Below are 26,941 nucleotides of genomic sequence, written 5' to 3' on the forward strand. Positions count from 1 at the left end.
GGCCCGGCTCCCTCCCGCGTCGAGGGGGAGGGAGCCGGGCCGCTGCGCGTGTACCGGTCGCGGGGGCCTACTCCTCGACGGTGAGGCCTTTGCGGAGTCGGCCCAGGGTGCGGGAGAGCAGCCGGGAGACATGCATCTGGGAGATGCCCAGCTCCTCGCCGATCTCCGACTGGGTCATGTTCGCCACGAAGCGCAGCGAGAGGATCTGCCGGTCGCGGGGCGGCAGTTCGGCGATGAGCGGCTTCAGCGACTCGACGTACTCGATGCCCTCGATGCCGTGGTCCTCGTAGCCGATGCGGTCCGCGAGGGTGCCCTCGGAGTCGTCCTCCTCGGGCTGGGCGTCCAGCGAGCTGGCCGTGTAGGCGTTGCTGGCCGACATGCCCTCGACCACCTCGTCGCGGGAGAGGCCGAGGCGGTCGGCCAACTCGCCCACGGTGGGCGCGCGGTCGAGCTGCTGGGCGAGTTCGTCGCCCGCCTTGGCCAGGTCGAGCCGGAGCTCCTGGAGGCGGCGCGGCACCCGCACCGACCACGAGGTGTCGCGGAAGAAGCGCTTGATCTCGCCGACGATGGTCGGCATGGCGAAGGTGGGGAACTCCACCCCGCGGCTCAGCTCGAACCGGTCGATCGCCTTGATCAGGCCGATGGTGCCGACCTGGACGATGTCCTCCATCGGCTCGCTCCGCGAACGGAACCGGGACGCGGCGAACTTCACCAGCGCCAGGTTCAGTTCGACCAGTGTGTTCCGCACGTAGGCGTGCTCGTGGGTGCCTTCGTCGAGGTGTTCGAGGCGGGCGAAGAGGGTCTTGGACAGGGCTCGTGCGTCGACCGGGCCCACCTCGTCGTACGGGGGGATCTCCGGAAGTTCGGTGAGGTCCTCCGGGACTCCGGCGGCTCCAGCGGTGAGGTCCGCGAGCTCGGCCTGGGGGTGCTCCGAGGGGGGTGTCGACGTCGCCTGGTCAGTATGCGATCCGTCGAGCCGGGGTGACATGATGTCCTCCATCGTTCTCGGCATAAGGCTGCCGAAGCCAGTACGTGCACTGCGGTGTGCGGCGCCTCCAAAGCCGGCCGTGTCGATTTCTGTCCTTACTAGGCCTACCCGGTTTCGTGACCCGGTCGCAAGTTCGCTATGTGGCGAAATGTCCGATTCTCAGGGGTTGTTGGGTACCGGAGGACGAGGTCGGGGCGTAGTGTTCGAGGGCGTCATCCAACAGCCACGACGGTCGGAAGTGAGATACGGCATGGACCGCGGGACGGTCGGCAGTGCACACCGGGGCCGGCTTCAGGTCGAGGTGCGGAGAGAGGGGGCGACGGCAGTGGTCAGCGTGGTGGGCGAATTGGACCACCACACCGCTGATCTGCTCCGCGAGCCCCTGGAGGAGTGCCTTGACGCGGGCTTTTCGCGGCTCGTGGTCGACTGCTCACGCCTGGAGTTCTGCGACTCCACCGGCCTCAACGTGCTGCTGGGCGCGCGTCTGAAGGCGGAGGCGGCCGGCGGCGGCGTCCATCTGGTGGCGATGCGGCCGGTGGTGGCGAGGGTGTTCGAGATCACCGGGGCGGAAGCCGTCTTCACTGTGCACCAGACGCTCGAAGAGGCGCTCCCGGGCTGAGCCCGCAGAAGTTACGGGCCGGTTGTGCCGGTGTGATCGTCGCGTTACCTACGTCACAGATTCCCGCTTCAATCCGTGGGTGTTCTCACGGTTCGGCCGGGCAGAAGACACACCGTGGATCGACGGCCGTACACCGGGTGAGATGGCTCCCGCAGTCCCGACCGAAGTCCTGAGTCCTGAATCGTTGAACTGGTGAATCGGTGAGGTGAAGCGCTGATGAGCACCACCCGGCCGTGCTCGCCGGGCGAGAGCGGCCCGGAGCCGGCCGCAGCCGCCCCCGGGACGACGGCGGCCGCCTCCGGTGCCGCCCGGGCCGCCGGGGCGCCGCCGGGTCCGTCCGGCACCGGCCGCCAGGCCCGCCGGCTGGACTTCGCCGAGGCCGCCGGAGTCGTACCGCTCGCCCGCGACTTCACCCGCCAGGCGCTCTACGCCTGGGGCTGGATGCCCTCCGTCACCGCCGACCAGCGGGCCGCCGCGGAGGATGTGCTGCTGGTGGTCTCCGAGTTGGTCACCAACGCCTGCCTGCACGCCGAGGGCCCGGACGAGCTGTGGATCGGCTGCGACAACAAGGTCCTGCGGATCGAGGTCACCGACCGCGGCGCCGGCCAGCCCGCACCCCGCACCCCGCACCGCGCGGGCCGCCCCGGCGGTCACGGCATGTTCATCGTGCAGCGCCTCTGCCTCGACTGGGGCGTGGTCCGCACCCCCGGCGTCCCCGGCAAGACGGTCTGGGCGGAGTTGGGCGCCCCGGCGTAGCACCCCCGCACACATGACGAGAGGGCCGCCGCACCCCGCGGGATGCGGCGGCCCTCTCGTCGTCACCGTGCCTGGCGGAGCGTCAGTGCACGTTGCCCATCAGGGACTTGACCTTGTCGCGGTAGGCGTAGACCCCGGCGCCGGCCAGCACCGCGAGGGCGGCCTCCGCGGCCACGATCCACGTCCGGTTGAGGTCGACACCGGCCAGCGAGATCAGGCTGGTGACGCAGTCGCCCGCGGTGACGGCGAGGAACCAGACACCCATCATCTGCGAGGCGTACTTGGCCGGCGCCATCTTCGTGGTGACGGAGAGCCCGACGGGGGAGAGGCACAACTCGCCCACCGTCTGCAGCAGATAGATGCCGACCAGCCACATCGGGCTGACCTTGCCGCCGCCGGAGGCCGCCAGCGGCAGGATGAAGAGGAAGAACGACAGGCCCACCAGCGCCAGACCGGCGGAGAACTTCACCACCGTGCTCGGGTCCTTGGCCTTGCGGGCCAGCGCCAGCCACACCCACGCCAGGACCGGCGCCAGCGCCATGATCAGCACCGGGTTGACCGACTGGAACCAGGACGCCGGGAACGCCCAGCCGAAGACCGAGGTGTCGGTCTTCCCGTCGGCGAAGATCGCCAGCGTGGAGCCGCCCTGGTCGTAGATCATCCAGAAGACGGCCGCGGCCACGAAGAACCAGATGTAGCCGGACATCTTCGACTGCTCGGAGTCCGACAGCTCCCTGTCCCGCTTGATGCGGACCAGTACGGCGATCGGGATCAGCAGACCGGCCAGGGTGATCGGGACCAGCGCCCAGTTCAGCGTGTAGACCCCGGCGCCGACGACGACCCCGTAGAACACGACCACGCCGCCCAGCCACAGCAGGCTCTTGCGCAGCGCGGAGCCGCGCTCCTCGGGGGTGAGCGGCTTGGGCACCTGGCTGGAGCGGCTGTCCAGGTGGCGGGTGCCGAGCAGGAACTGCGCCAGGCCCAGGCCCATACCGACCGCGGCGAGCGCGAAGCCCAGGTGCCAGTTGACCTGCTGGCCGACGGTGCCGATGACCAGCGGCGCGGCGAAGGCGCCGAGGTTGATCCCCATGTAGAAGACGGTGAAGCCGCCGTCCCGCCGAGGGTCGTCCGGGCCGTCGTAGAGGTGGCCGACCATCGTGGAGATGTTGGCCTTCAGCAGACCGGAGCCGAGGGCGACCAGGCCCAGACCGGCGAAGAACGTGGCCTGACCGGGCAGCGCCAGCGTCAGATGGCCGAGCATGATGATCGACGCGGAGATGGTGACGGTCTTGCGCGGGCCCCAGACCCGGTCGCCGAACCAGCCGCCGGGCATCGCCAGCAGATAGACCATGGCCAGGTAGATCGAGTAGATCGCGGTGGCCGTGGCCGCGGTCATGCCCAGGCCGCCGCCCTGCGAACCGGTGGCCGCGGCCGTGCCGCCGGAGATCAGATACAGCGGGAGCAGCGCCCGCATCCCGTAGAAGCTGAAGCGCTCCCACATCTCGGTCATGAAGAGGGTGGCCAGGCCGCGGGGGTGGCCGAAGAAGGTCTTCCCGGCACCAGGGTTGCTGGTCGAGGCCTTCGTCAGGCTGGACGCCATGGGTCGTTCCTTGTGAGTTCGGGACGCGACCGCTCGCGAGCGGTTCGCGCCCGGTGGGGGGCGGCCGGCACCGGCACCGCGCCGTCCGCCTCAACGCCCGAGGGGGAGCCCGCTCCGGTCGGGAGGCGAGGGACGGTCGGCACCGGGATCCACGCCCCGTACGCGGGTGTGCGCGCGGGGCCCGGCCAGAGGTCATTCCTTTGGAAGGCCGGCCGCAGCCGGCCCGCACAGGGAAGCGGACCTCGGCGCGGTGCAGCGGCTTGAGGTCCGCAAGATGTGTGCTACAGGCGTTTAGTCACCATACGACACCACTATGTCCCTTATGGAAGTGCTTGAGATACGGATCACAGGACCCCGGAGGAACCGCGTCCGGATCCGGAGGAGCAGGTCATGGTCTCATCCCGCAGCCGCCGCCCCGCCCGCCCCCGCCCCGCCGCGGCGGATCCGCCCCCGCACGGCCCTGCCCCCCGCCCGCACCTCGCGGACTACCATCACCCCCATGACCCGTGTACTGCTCGCCGAGGACGATGCGTCCATCTCGGAGCCACTGGCCCGTGCCCTCCGACGGGAGGGGTACGAGGTGGAAGTACGTGAGGACGGACCGACCGCGCTCGACGCCGGGATGCAGGGCGGAGTCGACCTGGTCGTCCTGGATCTCGGGCTGCCCGGCATGGACGGGCTCGAAGTGGCCCGCCGGCTGCGGGCCGAGGGCCACACGGTGCCCATCCTCATCCTGACCGCACGGGCCGACGAGGTGGACACCGTGGTGGGCCTGGACGCGGGCGCCGACGACTACGTCACCAAGCCGTTCCGGCTCGCCGAACTCCTCGCCCGGGTACGGGCCCTGCTGCGGCGCGGCTCCGCCGAACCCCAGCAGGCCCCCGCCACCCACGGCGTGCGGATCGACGTGGAGTCGCACCGCGCCTGGATGGGCGAGGAGGAACTCCAGCTCACCGCCAAGGAGTTCGACCTGCTGCGGGTCCTGGTGCGGGACGCGGGCCGGGTCGTCACCCGGGACCAGTTGATGCGCGAGGTCTGGGACACCACCTGGTGGTCCTCGACCAAGACCCTCGACATGCACATCTCCTGGCTCCGCAAGAAGCTCGGCGACGACGCGGCCAACCCGCGCTACATCGCCACCGTCCGCGGTGTGGGCTTCCGCTTCGAGAAGAGCTGACCGGGACCCTCACGTGCGGCGCCGTCTGATCAACTCCACGCTCGCCGTGGTCCTCGTCGTGATCGCCGTCTTCGGCGTCTCCCTGGTCATCGTCGAGTCCCGCACCATCACCAGCGGCGCCCAGAACCGCGTGGACGCCGAGGCGGTACGGCTGGTCAGCATCGTGGACAGCCGTCTCATCAGCGACGAGCGGATCACCGAGGCCCTGCTGCGGCAGCAGGTCACCGAGCGCTACGCGCGGGTGGACATCCCCGGCCGGGCCCCCATCGAGATCGGCGACCGGCCCACCGGCGAGGCCATCCACGCCTCCGCCCGCGGCGAGCGCGGCGAGCTGGTCACCATCGAGGAGCCGCGGTCCTCCGTCACCCGCGAGGTGGGCCGCACCCTGCTGATCATCGGCGCGGTCGCCCTGCTCGCGATCATCGCCGCCGTCCTCCTCGCCGTCCGCCAGGCCAACCGCCTCACCTCCCCCCTCACCGACCTCGCCGAGACCGCGGAACGCCTCGGCTCCGGCGACCCCCGCCCCCGGCACAAGCGGTACGGGGTGCCCGAGCTGGACCGGGTCGCGGACGTCCTGGACGGGTCGGCGGAGCGGATCGGGCGGATGCTGACCGCGGAACGCCGGCTCGCCGCGGACGCCTCGCACCAGTTGCGCACCCCCCTCACCGCGCTCTCCATGCGGCTGGAGGAGATCACCGTCACCGAGGACCTGGACACCGTGCGGGAGGAGGCGACGATCGCGCTGACGCAGGTGGAGCGCCTCACCGACGTGGTGGAGCGGCTCCTCACCAACTCCCGCGACCCGCGCACCGGCAGCGCCGTCACCTTCGACCTGGACGAGGTCATCAAGCAGCAGATCGAGGAGTGGCGCCCGGCCTACCGCAGCGCGGGACGCGCCATCGTCAGCTCCGGCAAGCGCCACCTCCAGGCCGTCGGCACCCCCGGCGCCGTGGCCCAGGTACTGGCCGCGCTGATCGAGAACAGCCTGATGCACGGCGGCGGCACCGTCGCCCTGCGCACCCGCGTCACCGGCAACCAGACCGTCATCGAGGTCACCGACGAGGGGCCCGGCGTCCCCGCCGACCTGGGGGCGCGGATCTTCGAACGGACGATCAGCGGCCGCAACTCCACCGGTATCGGCCTGGCCGTCGCCCGCGACCTCGCCGAGGCGGACGGCGGCCGGCTGGAGATGCTCCAGGCCCGCCCGCCCGTCTTCGGCCTCTTCCTGTCCCGGACCTCGGTCCGGCGCCGCCCCGGCGGCGAGGAGCCCACGGTCCGCTGACCGCAGCGGCAGGCTCAGTCCCGGCGGTCGGAGCGGTGCTCGGCCAGCAGCCGCTCCGCGTCACCCACCGTGCCCCCGCCCGGCAGCGCCCGGAAGACCCAGGTGCGGTACGACCAGAAGCGGAACAGGGTGGCGATACCGATGCCGAAGAACTTGAAGAAGTTGCTCTGCAGCGGACTGTCCCAGCCGAAGCCGTACGTCGCGGTGTAGAGCACCCCGTTCTCGATGACCAGGCCCGCCAGGCTGAACAGCAGGAACAGGCTGAGTTCCTTGGTGCGGCCGCTCTTGTCCCGGTCGCGGTAGGTGAAGTACCGGAAGCCCACGTAGTTGAAGGCGATGGCGATCACGGTGGAGATGATGCTGGCCCGCACCACCTGGAGTTCGGTGCCGCCGCGCAGCAGATTGAACATCAGGAGGTTCACCAGCACGCCGAGGCCGCCGACCGCGCCGAACTTGAGCACCTCGCTGACCCACTCGCCCACCCGCTGCCGCAGCGGCGCCCGGTCCGAGGTTCGCCTTACGGCCGTAGCGCCCTTGCTCATGGAGTCGTCCAGCCCCGTCGACGGATGGCCGACGCGTACACGGGACGCCGGCCGCCCCATGCTATCCAGCCGGAGAGCTCTCGGCCCGGTGACCGATACCCTGGGCATGTGACGTTCCCCGTAGTCGGCATGGTCGGCGGCGGTCAGCTCGCTCGTATGACGCACGAGGCTGGCATCCCGCTCGGCATCAGATTCAAGCTTCTCAGCGATACGCCCCAGGATTCGGCCGCCCAGGTGGTGAGCGAGGTCGTCGTCGGTGACTACCGCGACCTCGGCACCCTGCGCGACTTCGCCCGGGGCTGCGACGTGATCACCTTCGACCACGAGCATGTGCCCACCGCGCATCTGCGGGCCCTGGAGGCGGACGGCATCCCCGTACGGCCAGGACCGTCCGCGCTGGTGCACGCCCAGGACAAGGGCGTGATGCGGGCCAGGCTCACCGCCATCGGCGCCCCCTGCCCCCGCCACCGCATCGTCGCGGACCCGGCGGAGGTGGCCGCTTTTGCGGCGGAGGGGAGGGGCGGGCGCGAAGCGGCCTCGGACAAGGGTGGTGGCGGGCGACGGGAGGGCGAGGGGTTTCCCGTCGTCCTCAAGACCGTACGCGGCGGGTACGACGGCAAGGGGGTGTGGGTGGTGCACTCCGAGGCGGAGGCCGCCGAGCCGTTCCGTGCCGGGGTGCCGGTCCTCGCCGAGGAGAAGGTGCCCTTCGTCCGCGAACTGGCCGCCAACGTGGTGCGCTCCCCGCACGGCCAGGCCGTGGCCTACCCGGTGGTCGAGTCCCGCCAGGTGAACGGCGTCTGCGACACGGTGATCGCGCCCGCCCCCGGCCTGGACGAGGAACTCGCCCTGCACGCCGAGGAGTTGGCGCTCACCATCGCCGCGGAACTCGATGTGGTGGGCCATCTCGCGGTGGAGCTCTTCGAGACCCCCGACGGCCGCGTCCTCGTCAACGAACTGGCGATGCGCCCGCACAACTCGGGCCACTGGACCCAGGACGGCGCTGTCACCTCCCAGTTCGCCAACCACGTCCGCGCCGTCCTCGACCTCCCGCTGGGCGACCCCCGCCCACGCGCCCCCTGGACCGTGATGTGCAACGTCCTGGGCGGCGACTTCCCCGACATGTACGCGGCCTATCTGCACTGCATGGCCCGCGACCCCCAGCTCAAGATCCATATGTACGGCAAGGACGTGAAGCCCGGCCGCAAGGTGGGCCACGTCAACACCTACGGCGACGATCTGGACGAGGTGCTGGAGCGCGCCCGCCACGCTGCCGGCTACCTCAGAGGGACGATCACCGAATGAGCAGCACCACACCCGCGGTCGGCATCGTCATGGGCTCGGACTCCGACTGGCCCGTCATGGAGGCCGCCGCCCAGGCCCTAGACGAGTTCGAGATCGGCTACGAGGTCGACGTCGTCTCCGCCCACCGGATGCCCCGCGAGATGATCGCCTACGGCGAGCAGGCCGCCGACCGCGGTCTCAGGGCGATCATCGCCGGCGCGGGCGGCGCCGCCCATCTGCCCGGCATGTTGGCCTCCGTCACCCCGCTGCCGGTGATCGGTGTGCCGGTGCCGCTGAAGTACCTCGACGGCATGGACTCCCTGCTGTCCATCGTGCAGATGCCCGCGGGGGTGCCGGTCGCCACCGTCTCCGTCGGCGGCGCCCGCAACGCCGGCCTGCTCGCCGCCCGCATCCTCGCCGCCCACGACGAGGAACTCCTCGCCCGGATGCGGGAGTTCCAGCAGGAGCTGAACGACCAGGCCACCGAGAAGGGCCGCCGGCTGCGGTCCAAGGTCGACGGCAGCGGCGGCTTCGGCTTCGGAAAGTGAGCCGGGAGGTGAGCGCGGACCCAGCGGGGAAGTGATCCGGGAAGTGAGCCAGAAAAGCGAGCCGGAGGGAACCACGATGACCGCCACCCAGGAGCAACTGGCCGAAGCCCGCGCCCTGTTGCGCGAGTTCCCCGTCGTCGACGGCCACAACGACCTGCCCTGGGCCCTGCGCGAACAGGTCCGCTACGACCTGGACCGCCGCGACCTCGCCGCCGACCAGAGCAAGTACCTCCACACCGACCTGGCCCGCCTGGACGCCGGCGGGGTCGGCGCGCAGTTCTGGTCGGTGTTCGTCCGCAGCGATCTGCACGGGGACGCCGCGGTCAGCGCCACCCTCGAACAGATCGACTGTGTAAGCCAGTTGCTCGCCCGCTACCCCCAGCGGCTGCGGCGCGCCACCACCGCCGCCGAGATGGAGGCGGCCCGCGCCGAGGGCCGGATCGCCTCCCTGATGGGCGCTGAGGGCGGCCACTCCATCAACGAGTCGCTCGCCACCCTGCGCGCCCTGCACACCCTCGGCGTGCGGTACATGACCCTCACCCACAACGACAACATCGCCTGGGCCGACTCCGCGACCGACGAGCCCGGTGTCGGCGGCCTGTCCGCGTTCGGCCGCGAGGTCGTCCGGGAGATGAACCGCTGCGGGATGCTGGTGGACCTCTCCCATGTGGCGGCCACCACCATGCGGGACGCCCTGGACACCAGCGAGGCGCCCGTCGTCTTCTCCCACTCCTCCGCCCGCGCCCTCTGCGACCACCCGCGCAACATCCCCGACGACGTCCTCGAACGCCTCCCGGCCAACGGCGGGTTGGCGATGGCGACCTTCGTACCGAAGTTCGTCCTCCAGGCCGCGGTGGACTGGACGGCCGCCGCCGACGAGAACATGCGGGCCCACGGCCTCCACCCCCTGGACACCACCCCGGAGGCGATGGCCGTCCACCGCGCCTTCGCCGAGGCCCACCCCCGCCCCGTCGCCACCACCGCCACCGTCGCCGACCACCTGGACCACATGCGGGAGGCCGCCGGCATCGACCACATCGGCCTCGGCGGCGACTACGACGGAACAGCCTTCACCCCCACCGGACTTGACGACGTCTCCGGCTACCCCCACCTCATCGCGGAACTCCTCACCCGCGGCTGGTCCCACCCCGACCTCACCAAACTCACGTGGCAGAACGCGGTCCGAGTCCTGGACGCAGCGGAGTCCGTAGCCCGCGAGGCACAGGGGCAACGGGGGCCGTCGAACGCGACCTTGGCCGAACTGGACGGCTGAGCGGGCGGGTTGAGCATCTGATCCGACCTGGCTGGCCTCAACTCGACGGCAGGACCGGGACGGTGAGCCCCTGAAGCCGGTCACGAGTGTGACGGGCCACGGGTGCCGTGGAGCCGTGGATATCCGTGACGACGGTGAGGAGTTCCCGCCCGAGCTGCTGGAGCCCGGGAACAGCCCCGGGCATCGCGCGCCAGAGGCTGTAAGCGCGGCGCGTGGCCTGTTCGACGTCGGGGTGGTCGGGGCCCTGAATCGTGGCGCGGAGCCGTGCACAGTGCAGGTACCAGCCGAGTCCGGTGGTGTGGTCGCCGGTCAGGGCGGCGAGGTAGCCGCGGACTTCGCGGACCTGGACGGTGTGCAGATGCGCCTCGCCGAACTCCTGGACGGTGTCCGCGTCGAGCCGGGCGGCCAACTCGACTGCCTCCGCGGTCCGTTGGCCGTCCATGGCGGTCGCGATGCCGGCCAGCCTGCTTCGGATGGCCTCAGCGGTGAGGTGGGACTCGCCGGTGGTGCGGCGGTCCCAGAAGTCGGGGGTGACGTGGCCCCAGGGGCGGTGGAGCACCTGGTCGGTCGGGTGGACGACGGTCATGGTGGCGGCTTCCTGTGTTGGCGTCGCGGTGGGGTGCTCACCAGTCCACGACGCGGCGGACTGCGGTGATGCGGGTGAGGGCACTCGTGGAGTTGAGCCAGCTCCGGTAGGTGACGACGCGGGTCTTGACGCCGGTACGGGGCGCTTCGACGAGCAGGCCTTCGCCGATGTACATGCCGACGTGTCCGGGGCGGGCGTCGCTGCCGGGGGCGCGTTGGTGGAATCGGACTGCGCGGCTTGCGCGTATGCAGCGGTTGGATGTGCTTGTTGATTCGCCGTTGGGGTTCGAGGAGTGGGCCGCTGCTCGGTTCCGTGACTTTGGAAAGAGTGATTACCGTCTGGTCACCGGGTTTCTCGCCGTTCATGAGGCGACGAGTCTGCAAGGGATGGTGTACCGGCTGTACGAGGAGCGCAGTCCGGATCGTCAGGGGTTCGGGCGGTTCCCTCCCGTCCATGTTCATGACGCCCTGTACAGAGGTGTTCTCGATGCCGCCGACCGGTTTGACGAGAGTGGTCACGAGGTCTACGTCCTGCGGCGCGGTCCGGAGATCCTGCACCACAACGAGCGGCGGGCGGACGGGACTTGGGAACGGGCCGTCGACACCCGGCAGGTCGTCATGGGGGAACGGAGCCGGATCTGGAGTGGGGAGGAGAGCAGTGGGTTTCTGCAACGGCAGAGCGAATTACGCGAGTTCATGTCGCCGGAGTGGCATGACGTTCTGGATGACGCCGATGTGCGTGCCGCCGGTGTCATGAATCCGCTGGTCCTGCTGGACGACACCGGCCTCGCGGACCACCAGCGGCGGACGGCCCGTTCTCTGGAGGTCGCCCGGCAGTCCGTTGGCCGGGCGGACGAGTACGGTTCGGAAGCCGCCCGCGGCGATTCCGGTGGGGAGAGCGCGCGGCGGATCGAGCGGTTGCGTGAACTCGGGGCCACGCCAGAGGAGTTGGCCCGGGTGGTCGAGTCGCAGCGGGAGGACCGGAGGCACGCCGGGGCGGCGGCGTCCGTCCTGCGTGAGCGGGTAGGCGCCCTGGAGCGGGCGGAGGCGGCCGCCGGTGCCGAGGTGGCCCGTCGGGCGGGGCTGGATCCAAAGCGTCAGGACTTGGAGCAGCAGGGCCGGCAGCTGCATCTCGCGCTCAGCCCGGCCCGGCCGGCCGTGGTGCAGGCGCTCGGCCGTGCGGTTCGGGCACCCGGCAGGTCGGCGCAGGTCCCCGGCCAGGTGTCGCAGGCGCCTCGCCGGGCGGCGCAGGTATCGGGTTCGGTGTCCCAGGCTCCGGTCCGGCACCGGGGCCGTTCCCTGTAGCTGAAGCGGAACGCGACGGCTGGGGGACGCAGGGCGGAAGGGCGGGGGGCCGTCAACTACTCCCGCCCCGCCCCGAGTTACGCCGCAAGCACGCCCGGCCCGGCCGGCCGTGGTGCAGGCGCTCGGCCGTGCGGTTCGGGCACCCGGCAGGTCGGCGCAGGTCCCCGGCCAGGTGTCGCAGGCGCCCCGCCGGGCGGCGCAGGTATCGGGTTCGGTGTCCCAGCCCCCGGTCCGGCACCGCGGCCGTTCCCTGTAGCCGAAGCGGAACGCGACGGCTGGGGGACGCAGGGCGGAAGGGCGGGGGGCCGTCAACTACTCCCGCCCCGCCCCGAGTTACGCCGCAGGCCCCCGTTACGCCGTAGGCCGTCCCATCGCCCGGAACGTCCAGCCGGCTGCGCGCCACACCTCGGGGTCGAGGGCGTTGCGGCCGTCGAGGAGGAGGCGGTGGGTGGCGACCTCGGCGAGGGCCGCCGGGTCGAGTTCGCGGAATTCGCGCCACTCGGTGAGGTGCAGCACCACGTCCGCCCCGCGTACCGCGTCCAGTGCGGTGGGGGCGTAGCCGAGGGTGGGGAAGAGGCGGCGGGCGTTGTCCATGCCCTTGGGGTCGTAGACGGTGACCTGGCCGCCCTGGAGGTGGATCTGCCCGGCGACGTTCAGCGCGGGCGAGTCCCGTACGTCGTCCGAGTCGGGTTTGAAGGTGGCGCCGAGGACGGCGACGCGGCAGCCGAGGAAGCTGCCGCCGACGGCCTCGCGGGTCATGTCGACCATCTGTCCGCGGCGCCGCATGTTGATGGAGTCGATCTCGCGCAGGAAGGTCAGGGCCTGGTCGGCGCCCAGTTCCCCGGCGCGCGCCATGAACGCCCGGATGTCCTTGGGCAGGCAGCCGCCGCCGAAGCCGATACCGGCCCGCAGGAACTTGCTGCCGATCCGCTCGTCGTGCCCGATGGCCTCGGCGAGCTTGACCACGTCGCCGTCGGCGGCCTCGCACACCTCGGCCATCGCGTTGATGAAGGAGATCTTGGTGGCGAGGAAGGAGTTGGCGGAGGTCTTCACCAGTTCCGCGGTGGGGAAGTCGGTGACGACGAACGGCGAGCCCTCCGCGATGGGCGTCGCGTACACCTCGCGCAGCAGCCGCTCGGCGCGCTCGCTGTGTACGCCGATCACGATGCGGTCCGGGTGCAGGGTGTCCTTGACGGCGAAGCCCTCGCGCAGGAACTCCGGGTTCCACGCCAGCTCCACCTCATCGCCGGCGGGGGCGAGTTCGCTGATGCGGGCGGCGAGCCGGGCCGCGCTGCCCACCGGCACCGTGGACTTGCCGACGACCAGCGCGGGCCGGTGCAGATGCTTGGCGAGGGACTCCACCGCGGAGTCCACGTACGTCATGTCGCAGCCGTACTCGCCTTGTTTCTGGGGGGTGTTGACGCAGATGAAGTGGATGTCGCCGAAGTCGGCGGCCTCCGCCCAGTCCTGGGTGAAGCGGAGCCGGTCGCTGGAGCCGTCCAGTCCGGCGACGTGGCGGCGCAGCAGTTCCTCAAGTCCCGGTTCGTACATGGGGACTTCGCCGCGGGTGAGCATCGCCACCTTCTCCGGCACCACGTCGAGCCCGATGACCTCGAAGCCGAGTTCGGCCATGGCCGCGGCGTGCGTGGCGCCGAGATAGCCGGTGCCGATCACGGTGATCTTGAGGGCCATACGGTGCTCCATACTCCGTGTCCTGCGGGGGAAAGTGCGGTGCCCGAGCATAGTGGGGGCGCCTCGGGCGGGCGCCGGGGCGACGGTACGCGACGGCCCCCGGCCTGCCGAGGCCGGGGGCCGCCGGATGACGGGCGCCGGTCAGTCGCTGGACACCGTCACCTTGTCGTCGTTCTTCAACTCGTTCACCAGCGTCTTCACCTTGGCCTTGTCCCAGACCAGGTTGCCGCCGTTGGAACCGTTGATCGGGATGTTCATGGACTTGCCGTCACCGCCGGTGATGCCCTTCATCGCCCAGAACATCGAGCCCAGGTTCCACAGGCTCATGTCCTTGTCGACGATCAGCGAGTCCAGGCCCGCGCCCATCGTCGGGTACAGCTTGAACGGGTTGAGCACCGTGCCCGGGGTGGCCACCTGGTGGGCCAGCGCGGACAGGAACTTCTGCTGGTTCTTGGTGCGCTCCAGGTCGCTCGCCGCGAAGGCGTGCCGGGTCCGTACGAAGGCCAGGGCCTGCTGCCCGTCGAGGGTCTGCTTGCCCGGCTTGAAGTCGGCGCCGGACCACTTGTCCTTGAAGCCCTTGTCGAGGTCCATCTCGACGCCGCCCACCGCGTCCACGATCTTGGCGAAGCCGCCGAAGCCGATCTCCGCGTAGTGGTCGATGTGCAGGCCGGTGTTGAACTCGATGGTGCGCACGAGGAGTTCGGGCCCGTCCATGGCGTAGGCCGCGTTCAGCTTCACCCGCCGGCCGGTGCCCTGGTACGTCTTGCCGGACTCGGAGCCCTTGAAGCTGGGGATCTCCACATCCGAGTCGCGGGGCAGGGACACCATGGTGTTCCCGTTGTCGCCGACGTGCAGGATCATCATGGAGTCGGTGCGCTTGCCCTCGGCGGAGCCGGTGTGCAGCCGCTTCTTGTCGTCGGCGGTCATGCCCTCGCGGCTGTCGGAGCCGACGATCAGGTAGTTGGTGCCCTTGCCGGTCTCCGGCCGCTCGATCACCTTCGACAGGTCGACGTCCCGCCGCAGCTTGGAGTCGGCCCAGAAGTACGTGGAGACGCCCACCACGAGCGCCACCACCACCAGCGTGATCAGGGTGATCTTGATGCGTCGCGGCCAGTTCGGCGCGGGCCGCCCGCCGTAGGGGTCGCCCTGACCGCCGTAGACCTGGCTGTCGCTGTAGCCGCCGCCGTCTCCACCCGGCCCTTGCGGCCCGTAGTCGTCGTAGTAGCCGTCGTCATAGGTCGGCTGCTGGGGGACGCCGCCGGGCGGGGCCTGGGGGACGCCGCGCTGCCGTGGTGCCTGGCCGCGCTGGACCTGCGGCATCACGTTTCCGCCCTCGGGTCGCGGGCCTCGTCCGTACTGTCGCCGCCGACCGTTCTCGTCGGTCCAGCTGTCGGGCCAATCATTCATGCCCGCCAGTGTGCAGTCCGGCGGGGTGGCCACGACAGGCCGGGTGGGAAATCACACCGGGCCTGTTGCAGAGCTGACACAAATCCCGCCGGAACCGGCCCCGTCATAAGGTGGACGCCATGACAGACCAGGCCCGTGGGGCAGAACCGGCGATAGAGCCCAAGCCGACCTCGGCGTCCCGCACCACGCTCAGCCACATCATGACCCACAACGACACCAACCTGCTGGGCACCGTGCACGGCGGCGTGATCATGAAACTGGTCGACGACGCGGCGGGCGCGGTCGCCGGCCGGCACTCCGGCGGGCCCGCGGTCACCGCCTCCATGGACGAGATGGTCTTCCTGGAGCCGGTCCGCGTCGGCGACCTGGTCCACGTCAAGGCCCAGGTGAACTGGACCGGCCGCACCTCCATGGAGGTCGGTGTACGGGTCGTCGCGGAACGCTGGAACGAGTCGGACCCGGCGCAGCAGGTCGGCTCCGCCTATCTGGTCTTCGCCGCGGTCGACGCGGACGGCCGGCCCCGCCGGGTACCGCCGGTGCGGCCGGAGACCGAGCGGGACGAGCGCCGCTACCAGGAGGCGCAGATCCGCCGCACCCACCGGCTGTCCCGCCGCCGCGCCATCCGCGAACTGCGCGAGAAGCGGGCCGCGGACGGCATCGAGGACTGAACTCCCGCAGTCTGTACGGGAGTTGCCGCGGGAGTGGTCAGGAGCAGGTGACCTCGTCGCCGTTGACGGCGCGCTGGGTGCCGGGCTGCGGCTCGGCCCTGACCCGGGTGATGTGCCGGAAGTCACTCCCGGCGATCACCTTCATCAGCGGTCCGCGGCCTTTGGCCTCCTTCAGCTCGCTGCCGGGCAGCGCCACCGCCAGCGACTTCGCGGACCGGTCCCAGCGCGGGTCGTACTCGATCACCGTGCGCCGCACCTCGTGCCCCGGGGCGTTGACGGGGACGCCGGTGGTGCGGAAGCCGGTGCCGCGCAGGGCGCTGTCGACGCGCTGGGCCAGGCCCTCGGTGGCGGTGCCGTTGGCGACCTGCACCCGGATCTCGGCGGGCGCCACATCCACCGTCCTCGCCTTGGGGCCGCTGTGGTGCGCCACGGTCAGCGGCTTGTCCTCGCGTACCGCGTCGAACAGCCGCTCCGCCTTCGCTTTGTCCCACTTCACGGTCGAGCCGAGGCCCTTCACCGGGTAGCTGACATCGCTCAGCGGCACTGTGGCGAACTCGGAGGAGGACGGCGAGAAACCGCGCATCGCCCGCCCCAGGTCCAGCATGGCGCCGCTGCCGAAGCCCTTGTCGGCGCGTACCGAGTCGAGGACGGACTGGGCGACCCGGCGGAACTTCACCGGGTTCAGCAGCACCCCGGAGGAGGTGGCCTTGGCGATGAGGGCGGCCATGAAGCGCTGCTGGCGCTGCATCCGGCCGAGGTCCGCCGCCGCGTCCAGATGCCGGGAGCGCACGTACTGAAGGGCCTCGCCGCCGCCCAGGGTGTGGGTGCCGGCGGTCAGATCGAGGCCCGAGTAGGAGTCCTTCAGGGGGCGGCTGGTGCAGATCCTCACCCCGCCGAGGACGTCGACCGTCTTCATGAAACTGGTGAAGTCGACCTCCAGATAGTGGTCGATCTTCACCCGGGTCAGCCGCTCCACGGTCCGCACCGTCGTCCCCGGACCGCCTTCCGCGTAGGCCGCGTTGAGCTTGACGGCGTGGGCGGGGTGCAGGCGGCCGGTGGCCTGGTCGCGGCGGGCGGGCATCCTGGTGTAGGTGTCCCGGGGGAGGCTCACCACACTGGCCCGGCTCCGGTCCGCGGACAGATGCACCATCATGATCGTGTCCGTGCAGTGACAGGGTGCGCCGCCCAGGCGGTACTTCTTCTTGTCGGCGGCGGAGATCTTGTCCCGTCCGTCGGTGCCGACCAGCAGCACATTCGTCCCGTGGCCCGCCTGCGGCCGGTTCTTCATGTCCTTGAACGGGTCGACCCGTCCGATGCCGCCCTCGATCCCGGTGACCAGCGCGTGCCCGATGCCCGCCGAGGCCAGTACCACCACGGACAGCGCGGTCGCCGTCCGCATCCCCCACCGCGGCCGCCGTGGCCGCCCGCCCCGCGCACCCGCCCCGCCCCGCGTCGGAGGCGGCGGCGGAGTGCGGCGCCCCGCTCTCGCTGGGCGCTGGGGCCGCGGCCGGCGGGCAGGGGATCGGGGCGGCGTGGGCAAGGGGGACACCTCCGCGGAGCGGACCGGGGGACCGGAATCGTCAGAACGGTACGTCCATACGAAATGAGGCCCGCGCCCTCGGCCGGACGGCGCGCGTCGGTGTCCCCCATACGCGGTAACGTGACGGCTCCCCCTGCATACCACTGCTGTGCAGCCACCGACCCGGCCGAGAGACGAGATGGAAGCCCACGCCCCGCAGCCCGAGACGTCCGAAGAGTCCCAGCCCGGGATGCGGCCCACCGCCGTGTCCGTGATCATGCCCGTCCTCAACGAGGAGCGGCATCTGCGTACGGCGGTGCGGGCGATCCTCGCGCAGGAGTATCCGGGCGAGATGGAGGTGGTGATCGCGCTCGGCCCGTCCACCGACCGCACCGACGAGATCGCCGCCGAGCTGGTGCGCGAGGACCCCCGGGTGCACACCGTGCCCAATCCGACGGGCCGCACCCCGGCCGCGCTGAACGCCGCGATCAAGGCGTCCCGCCACCCCGTGGTGGTCCGCGTCGACGGCCACGGCGTGCTCTCGCCCGGCTATATAGAGACCGCGGTCCGCCTGCTGGAGGAGACCGGCGCGCAGAACGTCGGCGGGGTGATGCACGCCGAGGGCGAGAACGACTGGGAGCACGCGGTCGCCGCCGCCATGACGTCCAGGATCGGCGTGGGCAACGCCGCCTTCCACACCGGCGGCGCCGCGGCCCCCGCGGAGACGGTCTATCTGGGCGTCTTCCGGCGGGAGGCGCTGGAGCAACAGGGCGGGTACAACGAGGAGTTCATCCGCGCCCAGGACTGGGAGCTGAACTTCCGCATCCGTGAGGCGGGCGGCCTGATCTGGTTCTCGCCCGAGCTGCGGGTGTCCTACCGGCCCCGGCCCAGCGTGCGCGCCCTCGCCAAGCAGTACAAGGACTACGGGCGGTGGCGCCATGTGGTGGCCCGCTACCACGAGGGCTCGATCAATCTGCGCTATCTGGCGCCGCCGGCCGCGGTGTGCGCCATCGCCGCGGGCACCCTCGTCGGGGCGCTGGTCACCCCGTGGGGCCTGGTGGTGCCCGCCGGGTATCTGGCCGCGATCGCCGCCGGTTCGGTGCCGGCCGGGCGGGGTCTCGGACTGAAGGCGCGGGCGCGGATCCCGGTGGCGCTCGCCACCATGCACATGTCCTGGGGCTGGGGCTACCTCACCAGCCCCCGCGCCCTGGCCCGCCGCGTCATCGCCTCCCGCCGCCCGGCCGTCCGCACCTCCTGAACGTGAGCCGGGGTCCCGTCCGCGCGGACGGGACCCCGACTCGTACCGGTCGCGTCTACCAGCGGTACGGCCGGTACACGTCCATACAGGCGCTGCTGTCGGAGCCGTTCAACTCGTCGGTGCCGTCGGGGACATCGCCGGCGGACGGGGCCTCGGCCTTCGGGTAGTCGTCGCCCTCGCGCCAGTCCCCGCCGATGGTGAGGGTCACCGCGGCCACCGAGTCCGAGGCGCGTACCGACTTCTCCGGCAGGTCGATCCGGGCCGCCACCGACAGCGCGTTCGCACGGGCCTGGTCGCCGCCGGCCCGCGGATACGCCAGTACCGTCTCCTTGGTCGGGAACACCGACCGGTCGGCCATGGCCTGGGTGAAGCCCTGGCCCTGGAGCAGCCCGACGATCTGGGTGGCCCGGCCGGGTACGGGGGCCTCACCGTCGCCGCCGGTGCCGTTGCGCACCTGCACCGGGAAGGTGCCGGCGGGCGCGGCGGAGGCGGAGCCGGCGGACGGGGACGGTTTCGGCGAGGCCTTGTCCTTGCCGAAGCCGTCCTTCTGGCCGTTCTGGTCCTTCTTGCCGTTCTTGTCGAGCGGTACGTCGCTGCGGAGCATCGACCACACCTTGTCCGCCTTGATCGGCGCGGGCAGCAGATGGTTCCGGTCCTGCGGGTCCTCCACCGACGGCATGGTCACCGTGGTCATCCGGTTCATCGGCACGCTCTTCAACTGCATCGCCAGGTCGTACAACTTCCGTACGGTGCCGATCTCTTGAGAGACGGTGAGGGACTTGGTGGCGGCCTCGGCCAGGTCGGTCAGCCGGCCGCTGTCGCTGAAGACGCTCTGCCCCTTCAGCGTCCGCACCATCGAGTTCATATACATGTGCTGCGCCTTGGCGCGGCCGAGGTCACTCATGAACGCGTGCCGGGTACGCAGCCACTGGAGCGCCTGCTTGCCCTTGACCTTGGACTTGCCGGCCTTCAGCTTCAGTCCCGAGCCGCCGGGCACCCCGGGCAGCGGCCGGTCCCACACATTGTCCTTGACGCACACCTCGACACCGCCGACGGCGTCCGCCATGCGCACCACACCGGCGAAGTCGACCATCATCCAGTGGTTGATGTAGACCCCGGTGAGCTTCTCCCAGGTGGCCAGGGTGCAGCCGGGGCCGCCGCGGCCGAGGGACTCGTTGATGATGGCGTTGGTCTCGGGGAACTTCTCGTGCGTCTTGGCGTCCTCGCACGCGGGGATGTCCACCCGGGTGTCCCGGGGGATGCTCACCACGGAGGCGTTCTTCCGGTCGGCGGAGATGTGGATCAGCATCTGCACATCGGCCAGCGGCTTGGCCCCGATGCTCGACCTGCTGCCGCCGAGGGCCACATTGGCCGCGGAGTTACGGCTGTCGGAGCCCAGCATCAGGATGTTCAGCGGGGTCTGCCCGGCCGCGTTCGGCGCCGGCTTCTTCGCCCCGGACTTGGAGCTGGACCGCTCGCCCTTGTGCAGATTGCCGTTGAGGTGCCGCAGATAGAGGTAGCCGGCGCCGGCCGCGCCCAGTACCAGGACCGCGAGGACCAGCGCGGTCCAGCGGAGTATCCGGTGCTTGCGGCGGCGCGGGGGCCGGGCGCGGCGGTGTCCGCCGCCGCGTCGTCCGCCCTCCGCGGGGCCGTCCGGGGCGCCGCCCCTCGGCCGGGCCGCCTGCCGTGCCCGGGGGCGCTGCGCCCCCTGCACCTCACTCGGCGTCATACTCCCTGCCCCTCCGCGCGATCGGCCCCGTCCCTCGCGGGGCCGCCGTGTTAGACGCGCGGGGAACCGTGATGGTTACTTCGCGCACTCCGCTTTGTCCGCTGTCGACTTCTCGATGCCCTCGGGCGCCTTGGCGGGGCCGTCGATGGGCGTTCCCGGGCCCTGGAAGTCCTTGCCCAGGGTGAGGATCATCGCGGGCATCCCCTGGTCGTTCTTCTCGCTGCGGCCGGGCTTCAGCTGGGAGCCGGGGATGCCCATGATGTCCGCGAGGCGGCGTGCCTGGTCGGCCTGGTCGGGCGCGTACTCCAGGGTCGTCTTGCGGACGTTGTGCGCCGCGTTGCCCAACTGGGTTGATTTCAGGACGCCTTCGTTGTTCTGGAGGTAGGTGAGGGTCTGCTGGGCGGCACCGGCCTCGGCACCGCCGTTGTAGATGTCGACGCGCACCTCGGACGGGTCGGCCTTGGGGCCCTTGAGCCGTGCCGCGTCGGCCGCCTTCTGCTTCTTCTTCTGCGCCGTCATGGAGGTGTCGCTCCGGAGCATGGCGAAGAGGCGGGGGGCCGCGCTGGGGTTCAGTATCACCGTCTTGTGGACCACGCCGTCGTCCGGGTTGTCCAGGACGGGGGTGGTGGCGAAGGTGACGTTCTTGGGGTCGACCTTCTTCAACTCCAGGGCCAGGTCCTTGAGTTTGCTGATCTTGCCGATGCCGCTGTCCACCACCAGCGCCTTGGTCGCCGCGTCCGCGAGGTCGTACAGCTTCTTGGGGTTGGAGAGGGTGTCGCCGGAGGACATCTTGCGCACCAGGGAGCCGAGGAACTGCTGCTGCACCTTGATGCGGTCCAGGTCGCCCTGGTTGCCGAAGCTGTGCCGGGTGCGGACGAAGGCGAGGGCCTGCTCACCCTTCACGGTGTGCTTGCCGGCGGAGAGTTTGAGGTGCGAGTCGGGGTCGTCGACGTCCTTCGCCACGCAGACCTCGACCCCGCCGACCGCCGAGGTCAGCGTCTTCACCGCGTTGAAGTCGGCCATCATGAAGTGGTCCGGCATGACTCCGGTGATGGCCTTGACCGTGTTCATGGTGCAGCCCGGGTTGCGTTCGCTCTGGCCGAGGCTGGTGTTGAAGCGCGCCTTCTGGGTGCCGGGGACGACCTTGTCCGAGCCGTCGGACTGCTTCACCGTGCAGTCCGGTACGTCCGTGACCAGGTCGCGGGGGATGGACAGGGCGGTGGCGTTGGAGCGGTCGGCGGCGATGTGCAGCAGCACATTGGTGTCGGCGTGGCCCACGCTGCCCTTGTCGCCGTAGCCCCCGTTGCCCTTGCCGGTGCGCTTGTCGGTGCCGATCAGCAGGATGTCGATGGGCTTGCCCGGCTCGAAGGCGTCCTTGCCGCCGGTGCCGACGTCGACCGAGGTCAGGTTGTTGTCGAAGTGCTTGTACAGCGCGTACGCGGTGACGGAGCCCGCGACCAGGACGAAGCCCATGATGCCGCCGGTCCAGATCAGCGCCCGCTTCCGCCCGGACTGCTTCTTGGCGGCGCCCCGGGACCTGCGGCGGCCACCGGGCGGCGGCTCCGCCTCCACCCCGCGGCGCCTGCGCTGACCCGGCACCGTCGTTCCCGGTGCGCCGCGGTCCGGCGCGGGGCGGTCGGGGACGGCGGGGCCGGGTGCGGCCGAGGGGGAGCGTCTGCCGGCTGCCGAGCGGGGACCGGGGATGTTCGACTGCCCTGCGGAAATGTTCAGTCGCAGTTCGTAGTCGCCGGTGTCGGGGTTGAATACCCACTGGTCTGCGGGATCGATGTCGTCCTCCCGCCCACGGCCATGCGCGTCCACGGTTGTTCGAGTCCTCCGTCAGGGCCACGCGGCGCCTTCCCCTCAAGGCGCTCGGTGAGTCGTCGAGCGGTGCACGACCTCTCGGTCCGCGCACCGGATCGCTCACACTATCCGCCTGGTTAAGCGTCGAGCGACGGCGGTGACAAATTCCACGTCCCTACAAGTGGGCAATACGGCGCATTTCCTGGACGGTTCTCCCAGGGCTTTGGTGACGCCTTTACTTCTGCACTCCCTGGGCCGTGTCCGGGGTTTCACAGCCGGCGCACAGAAAGGGCCCGACGGTCCCGTTCCGGGCGGAAATAGGGACGAGGTAAGGGCGGCCGGTGAACTCGGCGCGCGTCAGGCGGCGGTGGCGGTGACCCGCTCGTCCTCGATCCGGCGGGCCAGCCCGTCCTCGGCCAGCCGGTCCGCGTGCCGGCACAGCACCACCGAGGCGCCCGCGGCCAGCGGCGCGAACAGCCCGGCGCTCAACCCGGCCCAGGTGTCGTAGGGAAGCATCGACAGCAGCCGTGCGCCGGGCCCGGTGAGGCCGAGGTCCGGGGCGTCACCCAGGGCGCGTTCGGTGACCTCGGCGCCGGACAGTTCGGCGCCCGCCACGATCAGCGCCGGGTCCTCGGCGTCGACGGGGGCGTACGGCGCGAAGCGGTCGCCCTGGCCCGGCACTTCGACCGCGAAGTCCAGGAATCCGTCCGGCGGCTGGGGGAAGCGGCCGCCGAGCGGGCGCAGCGCCAGCGCCACCCGCTCCCCGGTACAGGCCCGCGCCGCGTCCAGCGCGTCCGGTCCGGCGACCACCAGATCGGCCGCGGCCGGGTCCCCGTCCATGTCCGCGATCACCCCGACCGAGGAGCAGGCCAGCAGCCAGACCGCGGTCTGCCAGTGCGCGGGCAGCAGCAGCGCCACCCGGTCGCCGGGCGCCGCGGCCAGATCGCCCTGGAGCAGATTGGCCGTCTTGGACACCCAATTGGCGAAGGTGGCCACGGACAATTCGACGCGCTCGCCCGTCGCGTCGTCGTAGTAGGTGACCAGCGGTCGGGACGGGTCCGCGGCGAGCGCGGATCGCAGCAGGTCGGCGGGGGTGCGATCGGTGGCGTTCACGACGGCAAGGGTACGCGCGGCCGCGGGTGGACGGGACGACGGGCCGTCAGGACGGGTCGGTGAGAGGACCGATGAGGAATCTGACGAATGGACAGAAACCATTCCTTATGCCAACGATCGGACGTATGCGTCGAAATCTTGCCTCGCCGGTGGTCGTCTGCTGCGCCGCCGCCCTCGCCCTCCCCCTGACCGCCCCCACCGCTCACGCCACCCCCGCCGCACCGCCGGCATCGCGGCCCGTAGCCGCGCCACCGGCCGCCGGGACGCCCGGCAGCACCCGGTCCCTCCCGCTCGCCCCGCTGACCGCCGAGCGCTCCGGCGGCCGCAGCGGATCGCAGGCCTCCGGCCAGGGCCTGCTCCGGTCCGGGGTACGGCCGTTCTCCCTGCTGGGCCTCGTCTGGGACGACCCGGACGCGGAGTTGGACGGCCGGGTCCGGGTGCGGACCCGGGCCGTCGGCGGAAACTGGTCCGCCTGGCGGGAGTTGGAGACCCACAACGCCGACCACGCCGCCGACCCCGGCACCGCGGAGCGCACCCGCGGCACCCGCGGCGCCACCGCCCCGCTCTGGGTGGGGAGGAGCGACGGGGTGCAGGTCCGGGTCGACCCGGGCGGCGACCGGCTGCCCACCGGACTCCATCTGGACCTGGTCGACCCCGGCCCCGCCCCCGCCGACCCCTCCGACGACCCGTCACCCGGCGCCCCGGGCCCCGCCGCCGACACCCGGGCCGAGGGCAACGCCGCCGCCTCCGCCGAGGCCAACGCGGACCTCGACCCCGCCGACGGCACCATCCCCCCGCTCACCCGGGACCGCGTCCGCACCGGACTCGACGGCGCGCAGGGACCGGGCGGGCAGGCCGCACCGTACGCCGCGGCCCGGCCGTCGATCGTCACCCGGGCCGGGTGGGGCGCCGACGAGAGCCTGCGGGAGAGCGGCTTCGTGTACACGAACACCGTCAAGGCGGCCTTCGTGCACCACAGCGCCACCGGCAACGACTACACCTGCGCCGAGGCCCCCGCCGTGATCCGCGGCATCTACCGCTACCACGTGAACAGCGAGCACTGGCGCGACATCGGCTACAACTTCCTCGTCGACAAGTGCGGCAAGATCTACGAGGGCCGGGCCGGCGGCGTCGCCAAGCCGGTACTGGGCGCGCACACCCTCGGCTTCAACACCGACACCACCGGCATCGCCGTCCTCGGCACCTTCACCTCCACGGCGCCCACCGAGGCCGCCCTGGACTCGGTGGCCGCACTCGCCGCCTGGAAGCTCGGCCTCACCGGCGCCGACCCGGCGGGGAAGACCACCCTCGTCTCGGGCGGCGGCAATCTCTACCCCAAGGGCGAGAAGGCCCGGCTCGATGTGCTCTCCGGCCATCGGGACGGCTTCAACACCGAGTGCCCGGGCGCCGAGCTGTACTCCCGCCTCGGCGGAATCCGGGCCGACGCGGCCAAGCGCCAAGGCCGCTGACGGGGCGTCGGACGACACGGCCGGGGCGGGCCACCCCGCCCCGGCCGGCCCACCGCACCGTCTGCCTACACTGGCCCGCCGAAAGACAGTTCGGCCGGCACGGCAGGAAGCAGAGACGACAGGTGACAGAAGCGATCCTCCTGGTCGGCGGCAAGGGCACCCGACTGCGTCCGCTCACCGTGCACACCCCCAAACCGATGGTGCCCGCGGCCGGTGTGCCGTTCCTCACCCACCAGTTGGCCCGCGCCCGCGAAGCCGGCATCGACCATGTGGTGCTCGCCACCTCCTACCTAGCCGAGGTCTTCGAGCCGTACTTCGGCGACGGCGCCGAGCTGGGCCTGCACCTGGAGTACGTCACCGAGCGGGAGCCGCTGGGCACCGGCGGCGCGCTGCGCAACGTCGCCTCCCGCCTCGCCTCCGGGCCCGGCGAACCGGTCCTCGTCTTCAACGGCGACATCCTCACCGGCCTCGACATCGGAGCCCTGCTCGACACCCACACCTCCAGCGGCGCCGACGTCTCCCTCCACCTCACCCGTGTCACCGACCCCCGCGCCTTCGGCCTGGTGCCGACCGACGCCGACGGCAGGGTGCGGGCCTTCCTGGAGAAGCCGCAGACCCCGGAGGAGATCGTCACCGACCAGATCAACGCGGGCGCCTATGTCTTCCGGCGCTCCGTCCTCGACACCATCCCCGCCGGCCGCCCCGTCTCGGTGGAGCGGGAGACCTTCCCCGGACTGCTCGCCCACGGAGCCCACCTCCAGGGCATGGTCGACTCCACCTACTGGCTGGACCTGGGCACCCCGCAGGCCTTCGTACGGGGCTCGGCCGATCTGGTCCTGGGACGCGCGCCCTCACCCGCGGTGGCCGGAAAGTGCGGGGAGCACCTGGTACTGCCCACCGCGCGGGTCGCCCCGGACGCCAAGCTGAGCGGGGGCACCGTGGTCGGGGAGGGCGCGGTGGTCGGCGCCGGGGCCCGGATCGGCGGCAGCGCGGTACTGGCGGGCGCGGTGGTGGAGGAGGGCGCCCGGATCACCGACTCCCTGATCGGCGAGGGCGCCCGGATCGGCGCCCGTACGGTGCTCTCCGGGGTGGTGGTCGGCGACGGCGCCACCGTCGGCGCGGACAACGAACTCCGCGACGGCGTCCGCGTCTGGTGCGACACCGCCCTCCCCCCGGGCGCCGTCCGCTTCTCCTCCGACCAGTAGCAACTGGGCTTCTGCCGCTGGGAGTTCAGTAGCGGGCGATGTCCACGCGGTACATCTTCGGGGCGCGGCGGGGCGGGGTGCGCCCGCTGAGGAGGATGAGGCGGGCGGCGCGGTGCCGCTGCCCGGCGTAGGGCTCCAGCAGCCGCAGCATCTCCGCGTCGTCCGCGTCCCGGTTCCCGGCGAGCGCGTGGCCGACGATGCCGGGCAGATGCAGATCGCCGACGGTTACCTCGTCGGGCGCGCCATGGCTGCGCTGCACGACCTCGGCGGAGGTCCAGGGGCCGACACCGGGGACGAGTTCCAGCCGGGCGCGCGCCTCGGCCGGCGCCATCCCGGCCGCCTCCTCCAGCCGCGCCGCCACCCGCACCGCCCGCAGCACGGTCGCCGCCCGCTTGTCGTCGACACCGGCCCGATGCCACTCCCAGGACGGTACGAGTGCCCAGGTCCGTGGCGCCGGCATCACATACATCCGGTCCGGGGCGGGCCCGGGCGCCGGTTCGCCGTAGGTGTGCAGCAGCCGCCGCCACGCCCGGTACGCCTCGGCGGTGGTGACCTTCTGCTCCAGTACGGACGGCACGAGGGACTCCAGGACCAGGTCGGTGCGGGTCAGCCGGAGTCCGGGGCGGCGGTGGCGGGTGTGGGCGAGGAGGCGGTGGCGCGGGGTGAAGGCGTCCGGGTCGTCCTCGGCGCCGAGCAGCCGCGGCAGCCCGTCCAGGAGCCACTCGGCGCCCGGCCCCCAGGCCTGCCCGAGCACCGCCTCACCGTCCCGGGAGACGCGCAGGGTGCCGGGTCCTTCGGGGGTGCGGCAGGCGCGCCACACCGAACCGTCGGGCAGCGCGCGGAAGGTGGGGTCGGCGCCGCCGCGCCGCAGCGGCCCGAGGACCAGTCCCAGGTCCAGCGGCCCCGGCGGCGTCCAGCGGCGGGCGCGGGGCGGGGCGCCGGTCTGGCCCGGGACAGCGGGGCGCACGGAACCGGCGCGGGCGCCCCCGGCCGGCCGGGGGCTGAAACGTCCTGCCACGTCTGGGTCCTCGCTCCCTGCGACGGTCCTGCCGCACCCGGCCGACCCGGCCGGGGCGCGCCCTAAGAGGGTAGGCGGGCCGCGCCGTTCCCCGGGTTGCGCCA

24 protein-coding genes are annotated in these 26,941 nt (G+C 71.6%); 12 read left to right on the plus strand and 12 right to left on the minus strand.

What is annotated here, in order from left to right; genetic code table 11:
• Positions 1-67: 67 nt before the first annotated feature.
• The gene (locus tag ACFVST_RS24125; protein ID WP_390155583.1) at positions 68-1,000 is read right to left on the minus strand and encodes an RNA polymerase sigma factor SigF; all 933 of its coding nucleotides are present in this window, start codon (positions 998-1,000) and stop codon (positions 68-70) included.
• Positions 1,001-1,238: 238 nt separating this feature from the next.
• Between ACFVST_RS24125 and ACFVST_RS24130 the strand changes: the two genes are divergently transcribed.
• Both ACFVST_RS24130 and ACFVST_RS24135 read left to right on the plus strand, forming a co-directional pair.
• A complete protein-coding gene (locus ACFVST_RS24130; protein WP_390155585.1) occupies positions 1,239-1,607 on the plus strand; it encodes an STAS domain-containing protein in 369 nt (122 codons plus the stop codon).
• Between the two features lie 216 nt (positions 1,608-1,823).
• Positions 1,824-2,363, plus strand: coding sequence for an ATP-binding protein (locus tag ACFVST_RS24135; protein ID WP_390155586.1), 540 nt, complete (start codon positions 1,824-1,826; stop codon positions 2,361-2,363).
• Between the two features lie 82 nt (positions 2,364-2,445).
• Here ACFVST_RS24135 and ACFVST_RS24140 read toward each other — a convergent pair whose 3' ends face one another.
• Complete coding sequence (locus ACFVST_RS24140; RefSeq protein ID WP_390155588.1) at positions 2,446-3,963, minus strand: peptide MFS transporter; 1,518 nt, start codon at positions 3,961-3,963, stop codon at positions 2,446-2,448.
• A gap of 499 nt (positions 3,964-4,462) precedes the next feature.
• Here ACFVST_RS24140 and ACFVST_RS24145 point away from each other — a divergent pair, with 499 nt between their 5' ends.
• Together ACFVST_RS24145 and ACFVST_RS24150 are read left to right on the plus strand one after the other, a co-directional pair.
• The gene (locus ACFVST_RS24145; RefSeq protein ID WP_390155590.1) at positions 4,463-5,140 is read left to right on the plus strand and encodes a response regulator transcription factor; all 678 of its coding nucleotides are present in this window, start codon (positions 4,463-4,465) and stop codon (positions 5,138-5,140) included.
• Positions 5,141-5,153: 13 nt separating this feature from the next.
• Positions 5,154-6,422 carry an ATP-binding protein gene (locus ACFVST_RS24150; RefSeq protein ID WP_390155591.1) on the plus strand — a complete coding sequence of 423 codons (1,269 nt, stop codon included), beginning with the start codon at positions 5,154-5,156 and terminating at the stop codon, positions 6,420-6,422.
• 14 nt (positions 6,423-6,436) lie between these two features.
• On the opposite strand, the gene ACFVST_RS24155 is transcribed toward ACFVST_RS24150, so the two are convergent.
• A complete protein-coding gene (locus tag ACFVST_RS24155; RefSeq protein ID WP_390155593.1) occupies positions 6,437-6,964 on the minus strand; it encodes a GtrA family protein in 528 nt (175 codons plus the stop codon).
• Positions 6,965-7,093: 129 nt separating this feature from the next.
• On the opposite strand from ACFVST_RS24155, the gene ACFVST_RS24160 reads away from it, so the two are divergent.
• From ACFVST_RS24160 to ACFVST_RS24170, 3 genes are all read left to right on the plus strand, one after another.
• Positions 7,094-8,266, plus strand: coding sequence for a 5-(carboxyamino)imidazole ribonucleotide synthase (locus ACFVST_RS24160; RefSeq protein WP_390155635.1), 1,173 nt, complete (start codon positions 7,094-7,096; stop codon positions 8,264-8,266).
• 29 nt (positions 8,267-8,295) lie between these two features.
• Positions 8,296-8,793, plus strand: a complete 498-nt coding sequence (purE, locus tag ACFVST_RS24165; protein WP_390155637.1) for a 5-(carboxyamino)imidazole ribonucleotide mutase — start codon at positions 8,296-8,298, stop codon at positions 8,791-8,793.
• A gap of 76 nt (positions 8,794-8,869) precedes the next feature.
• A complete protein-coding gene (locus tag ACFVST_RS24170; protein ID WP_390155595.1) occupies positions 8,870-10,066 on the plus strand; it encodes a dipeptidase in 1,197 nt (398 codons plus the stop codon).
• A 37-nt stretch (positions 10,067-10,103) separates the two neighbouring features.
• Here the strand turns inward: ACFVST_RS24170 and ACFVST_RS24175 are convergent, their stop codons facing one another.
• Together ACFVST_RS24175 and ACFVST_RS24180 are read right to left on the minus strand one after the other, a co-directional pair.
• Complete coding sequence (locus tag ACFVST_RS24175) at positions 10,104-10,652, minus strand: hypothetical protein (protein ID WP_390155596.1); 549 nt, start codon at positions 10,650-10,652, stop codon at positions 10,104-10,106.
• A 37-nt stretch (positions 10,653-10,689) separates the two neighbouring features.
• Complete coding sequence (locus ACFVST_RS24180) at positions 10,690-10,827, minus strand: hypothetical protein (RefSeq protein ID WP_390155598.1); 138 nt, start codon at positions 10,825-10,827, stop codon at positions 10,690-10,692.
• Here ACFVST_RS24180 and ACFVST_RS24185 point away from each other — a divergent pair.
• A complete protein-coding gene (locus ACFVST_RS24185; RefSeq protein WP_390155600.1) occupies positions 10,820-11,956 on the plus strand; it encodes a zeta toxin family protein in 1,137 nt (378 codons plus the stop codon). The genes ACFVST_RS24180 and ACFVST_RS24185 overlap by 8 nt on opposite strands.
• Before the next feature lie 351 nt (positions 11,957-12,307).
• On the opposite strand, the gene ACFVST_RS24190 is transcribed toward ACFVST_RS24185, so the two are convergent.
• Positions 12,308-13,648, minus strand: a complete 1,341-nt coding sequence (locus ACFVST_RS24190; RefSeq protein WP_390155602.1) for a UDP-glucose dehydrogenase family protein — start codon at positions 13,646-13,648, stop codon at positions 12,308-12,310.
• A 141-nt stretch (positions 13,649-13,789) separates the two neighbouring features.
• Positions 13,790-15,055 (minus strand): LCP family protein, encoded by a 1,266-nt coding sequence (locus tag ACFVST_RS24195; protein WP_390155604.1) that lies wholly within the window; start codon positions 15,053-15,055, stop codon positions 13,790-13,792.
• Positions 15,056-15,174: 119 nt separating this feature from the next.
• Here ACFVST_RS24195 and ACFVST_RS24200 point away from each other — a divergent pair, with 119 nt between their 5' ends.
• Entirely contained in the window at positions 15,175-15,723 is a 549-nt protein-coding gene (locus tag ACFVST_RS24200; RefSeq protein ID WP_390155606.1) for an acyl-CoA thioesterase, read from the plus strand.
• A gap of 37 nt (positions 15,724-15,760) precedes the next feature.
• On the opposite strand, the gene ACFVST_RS24205 is transcribed toward ACFVST_RS24200, so the two are convergent.
• On the minus strand, positions 15,761-17,122 hold the full coding sequence (locus ACFVST_RS24205) for an LCP family protein (RefSeq protein ID WP_390155607.1): 1,362 nt from the start codon (positions 17,120-17,122) through the stop codon (positions 15,761-15,763).
• Between the two features lie 319 nt (positions 17,123-17,441).
• Between ACFVST_RS24205 and ACFVST_RS24210 the strand changes: the two genes are divergently transcribed.
• On the plus strand, positions 17,442-18,500 hold the full coding sequence (locus tag ACFVST_RS24210; RefSeq protein ID WP_390155609.1) for a glycosyltransferase family 2 protein: 1,059 nt from the start codon (positions 17,442-17,444) through the stop codon (positions 18,498-18,500).
• A gap of 55 nt (positions 18,501-18,555) precedes the next feature.
• Here ACFVST_RS24210 and ACFVST_RS24215 read toward each other — a convergent pair whose 3' ends face one another.
• The 3 genes from ACFVST_RS24215 to ACFVST_RS24225 form a co-directional block, all read right to left on the minus strand.
• Complete coding sequence (locus tag ACFVST_RS24215) at positions 18,556-20,229, minus strand: LCP family protein (RefSeq protein WP_390155611.1); 1,674 nt, start codon at positions 20,227-20,229, stop codon at positions 18,556-18,558.
• 75 nt (positions 20,230-20,304) lie between these two features.
• Positions 20,305-22,050, minus strand: a complete 1,746-nt coding sequence (locus ACFVST_RS24220) for an LCP family protein (protein ID WP_390155612.1) — start codon at positions 22,048-22,050, stop codon at positions 20,305-20,307.
• Between the two features lie 339 nt (positions 22,051-22,389).
• Positions 22,390-23,145: a TIGR03089 family protein gene (locus ACFVST_RS24225; protein WP_390155614.1), complete on the minus strand. Its 756-nt coding sequence runs from the start codon at positions 23,143-23,145 to the stop codon at positions 22,390-22,392.
• Between the two features lie 125 nt (positions 23,146-23,270).
• Here ACFVST_RS24225 and ACFVST_RS24230 point away from each other — a divergent pair, with 125 nt between their 5' ends.
• Together ACFVST_RS24230 and ACFVST_RS24235 are read left to right on the plus strand one after the other, a co-directional pair.
• Positions 23,271-24,614 (plus strand): peptidoglycan recognition protein, encoded by a 1,344-nt coding sequence (locus ACFVST_RS24230; protein WP_390155616.1) that lies wholly within the window; start codon positions 23,271-23,273, stop codon positions 24,612-24,614.
• Positions 24,615-24,736: 122 nt separating this feature from the next.
• Entirely contained in the window at positions 24,737-25,819 is a 1,083-nt protein-coding gene (locus ACFVST_RS24235; RefSeq protein ID WP_390155618.1) for a sugar phosphate nucleotidyltransferase, read from the plus strand.
• 25 nt (positions 25,820-25,844) lie between these two features.
• Here the strand turns inward: ACFVST_RS24235 and ACFVST_RS24240 are convergent, their stop codons facing one another.
• Complete coding sequence (locus tag ACFVST_RS24240; RefSeq protein WP_390155620.1) at positions 25,845-26,837, minus strand: DNA-3-methyladenine glycosylase family protein; 993 nt, start codon at positions 26,835-26,837, stop codon at positions 25,845-25,847.
• Between the last annotated feature and the right edge of the window lie 104 nt (positions 26,838-26,941).

Origin of the sequence: Streptomyces sp. NPDC058045 (assembly GCF_042885635.1) — a bacterium.
Classification (GTDB): Bacteria; Actinomycetota; Actinomycetes; order Streptomycetales; family Streptomycetaceae; genus Streptomyces.